We start from the raw sequence: 4,124 nt of genomic DNA, 5'->3' as shown, positions 1-4,124 counted from the left end.
TCCAGGTGCGCGTCGACGATATAGATGCGGGTGTTCGCCACCGGCTTGCCGATGTGCGAGGCGAAACCGTCGGCACGGTCCATCGCCACCCAGGTCGAATAGGTCGTGGTCTCGGTCGGGCCGTACAGGTTCGCAACCATCGCGACCTCGGTCCGGGTGAAGATCTGCTCGACCAGCGCACGCTTGAGCGGCTCGCCGGCCAGGTTGACCGTGCGCACCGTCGCCGGCACCCCACCGCTCTGCAGCAAGGCGTTGATGCCCGAGGGCACGGTGTTGATCAGGCTCAACGGGCTCGCTGGATCGGTCGCCAGCACGTCGCGCACCACGGTGATCTGTGCGCCGATGCTGAGCGGCGCGAACAGCTCGTACACCGCCAGATCGAAGTTGATCGAGGTCGAGAACAGCGTGTTCGCCAGCTGCTCACCACTGAAGTTGGCGTTGGCCCAGGCGATGAAGTTGGCTGCGTTCGCGTGCTCGATCGCCACGCCCTTGGGCTGGCCGGTCGAACCGGAGGTGTAGATGACGTAGGCCAAGTGGCGCGCAGTCAGACCGTCGACGACCGGATCGTGCTCGGGCTGATCGGCCAAGGCGGCATCGTCGGCGAACAACACCGGCACCTCGACCTCGCCGAGCAAACCGCTCAGGGACGTCTGACTCAACAGCGCCATCGGCGCGCTGTCGCCCAACATGTAGGCCAAACGGTCCGGCGGGTAGTTCGGGTCCAGCGGCACGTAGGCCGCGCCGGCCTTGAGGATGCCGAGCACACCGGCCACGAGCGACGGGCCACGTTCGAGACAGATCGCGACACGGTCGTCGGCGCGCACACCCAACGCCAGCAGGCGATGAGCGATGCGGTTGGCACGGCGGTTCAGTTCGGCGTAGCTCAGGCGCTCGCCATCGCAGACCACCGCAGTCGCCTCCGGCGTCGCCCGCACCTGCGCTTCGAACGGCTGATGCAGCAGGCGCTCGCGCGGATAGTCGAAGCCGGTATCGTTGAAGGTTTCGAGCACGTGCGCGCGCTCATCCGCCGACAACAGCGGCAGGCGAGCGACCGGGGCCTGTGCGTCGGCGACCATGGCCTCCAGCAGTCGAACGAAATAGCCGGCGTAGCGTTCGATGGTCTCGCGCTCGAACAGGTCGGTGGCGTATTCCAACTCGCCGACGATCTCGGCGCCGGATTCGCTCAAGGCCAGCGACAGGTCGAAACGGGTGGTGGTCTGCGCCGTCGCCAACGGGCTCAGGCTCAGGCCCGGCAGGTTCAGGGTCGCGCCGCCGGGCGTGTTGTCGAGCGACAACATCGCCTGGAACAACGGGCTGTGGCTGAGCGTGCGCGCCGGCTGCAAGGCATCGACGACCTGCTCGAACGGCAGGTCCTGATGCTCGTAGGCGTCGAGCGCGACCGCACGCACCCGCGCCAGCAGTTGCGCCGCGCTCGGGTCGTCGCGCAGGCTCACGCGCAGGGCCAGGGCGTTGACGAAGAAGCCGATCAGCGGCTCGGTCTGGGGATGCTGGCGGTTCGCCACCGGCGTGCCGACCACCACCTCGTCCTGTCCGCTCAGGCGCGACAACAACGTCGACCAGGCGGTCAACAAGGCCATGAACAAGGTCGCGCCCTGCCCCTGCGCCCAGGTGCGCACAGCGGCGCTGAGCGCGGCCGGCAGCACCAGCGGCACGCTGTCGCCGGCATAGCTCTGCACCGGCGGGCGCGGCCGGTCGGTCGGCAGTTCCAGCAACACCGGCGCGCCGCGCAATTGCGTGCGCCAGAACTCGCCGAGCTCGCGCAGACGCTCGCCCTGCAGTTGCTCGCGCTGCCAGGCGGCGTAGTCGGCGTACTGGATCGACAAGGGCGGCAACGGATCGGCCTGGCCCTGGCGCAGCGCGGCGTACAGCGCGCTGACTTCCTTGACCAGCAGGCCGATCGACCAACCGTCGGAAATGATGTGGTGCTGGGTGAACAGCAGGATGTGCTCGTCCGAGGACAGCAGCAGCAAGCGGCCGCGGATCAGCGGCCCGCCGCCGAGGTCGAACGGCGCCACCGCTTCGGCGGCGCCGTGTTCGGCCGCGGCCAGCGCGCGCGAACCGGGGTCGAGATGGCGCAGGTCGTGATCGGCCAGTTGGAAACCGGTATCGGCCGGGCCGATCGACTGGCGCGGCTCGCCCTGCTCTTCGACGAATACCGTGCGCAGGCTTTCGTGACGGGCCACGACCCGGTCCAGCGCCGCCTGCAAGGCGCCGCGGTCGAGCTTGCCGCGCACGTGCAGGGCCGCGCACATGTGGTAGGCGGCGCCGGCGGCGGCGTCGAGTTGATTGAGGAACCACAAACGCTGCTGCGGCCAGGACAGCGGCAGAACGCCGTCGCGCGCGACCGGCGCGATCGGCTCGAACGAGGCCACCCGCGGCGCCTCCAGCGCCTCGGCATGCGCGGCGAGCGCCGACAGGGTCGGACGCGCGAACAGATCGCGCAGGGCGATATCGACGCCGATGGTCTGGCGAATCCGCGACACCGCTTGCAAGGCCAGCAAGGAATGCCCGCCGAGTTCGAAGAACTGGTCGTGGCGGCCGACGCGCTCCAGGCCGAGCAGCTCGCACCAGATCTGCGCGAGCGCGGTCTCGACCTCGCCCTGCGGCGCTTCGTAATCGCGCCGGATCACCGCGTCGTCGCCCGGCGCCGGCAGCGCCTTGCGGTCGAGCTTGCCGTTCGGGGTCAGCGGCAGGGCCGCAAGGGTCACGAAGGCGCTCGGCAGCATGAACTCGGCCAGACTGCGCGACAGTTGTTCGCGCAAACTCGCCGCCGTCAGCTCGACGCCGTCAGCGGGGACCACATAAGCGATCAGCCGCTTGTCGCCGCCCTCGCCTTCGCGCGCCACCACCACCGCTTCGCGCACGCCCTCGCAGGCCGCGAGCTTGGTCTCGATCTCGCCGAGCTCGATGCGGAAGCCGCGGATCTTGACCTGGAAGTCGTTGCGGCCCAAATACTCGATGGTGCCGTCGGCCCGCCAGCGACCGAGGTCGCCGGTCTTGTACATGCGCGCGGTTTGGTCCGCGACGAAAGGATCGTTGACGAAACGCTCGGCGGTCAGCTCGGGGCGATGCAGATAACCGCGGGCCACGCCTTCGCCGCCGATATACAGCTCGCCGACCACCCCGACCGGCACCGGTTCCAGGTGCGCGTCGACGATATAGATGCGGGTGTTCGCCACCGGCTTGCCGATGTGCGAGGCGAAACCGTCGGCACGGTCCATCGCCACCCAGGTCGAATAGGTCGTGGTCTCGGTCGGGCCGTACAGGTTCGCAACCATCGCGACCTCGGTCCGGGTGAAGATCTGCTCGACCAGCGCACGCTTGAGCGGCTCGCCGGCCAGGTTGACCGTGCGCACCGTCGCCGGCACCCCACCGCTCTGCAGCAAGGCGTTGATGCCCGAGGGCACGGTGTTGATCAGGCTCAACGGGCTCGCTGGATCGGTCGCCAGCACGTCGCGCACCACGGTGATCTGTGCGCCGATGCTGAGCGGCGCGAACAGCTCGTACACCGCCAGATCGAAGTTGATCGAGGTCGAGAACAGCGTGTTCGCCAGCTGCTCACCACTGAAGTTGGCGTTGGCCCAGGCGATGAAGTTGGCTGCGTTCGCGTGCTCGATCGCCACGCCCTTGGGCTGGCCGGTCGAACCGGAGGTGTAGATGACGTAGGCCAAGTGGCGCGCAGTCAGACCGTCGACGACCGGATCGTGCTCGGGCTGATCGGCCAAGGCGGCATCGTCGGCGAACAACACCGGCACCTCGACCTCGCCGAGCAAACCGCTCAGGGACGTCTGACTCAACAGCGCCATCGGCGCGCTGTCGCCCAACATGTAGGCCAAACGGTCCGGCGGGTAGTTCGGGTCCAGCGGCACGTAGGCCGCGCCGGCCTTGAGGATGCCGAGCACACCGGCCACGAGCGACGGGCCACGTTCGAGACAGATCGCGACACGGTCGTCGGCGCGCACACCCAACGCCAGCAGGCGATGAGCGATGCGGTTGGCACGGCGGTTCAGTTCGGCGTAGCTCAGGCGCTCGCCATCGCAGACCACCGCAGTCGCCTCCGGCGTCGCCCGCACCTGCGCTTCGAACGGCTGATGCAGCAGGCG

1 protein-coding gene is annotated in these 4,124 nt (G+C 68.6%); it reads right to left on the bottom strand.

Annotated elements, in window-relative coordinates; genetic code table 11:
- Positions 1-4,124 (bottom strand): amino acid adenylation domain-containing protein (locus tag ACTJJK_RS23080; RefSeq protein WP_440731356.1); only part of this gene is annotated, 4,124 nt, incomplete at both ends.

The sequence above is a fragment of the Lysobacter sp. 22409 genome (assembly GCF_052045105.1).
Lineage (GTDB): Bacteria > Pseudomonadota > Gammaproteobacteria > Xanthomonadales > Xanthomonadaceae > Lysobacter > Lysobacter antibioticus_B.
This window is presented reverse-complemented; position numbering and strand designations above follow the sequence as displayed.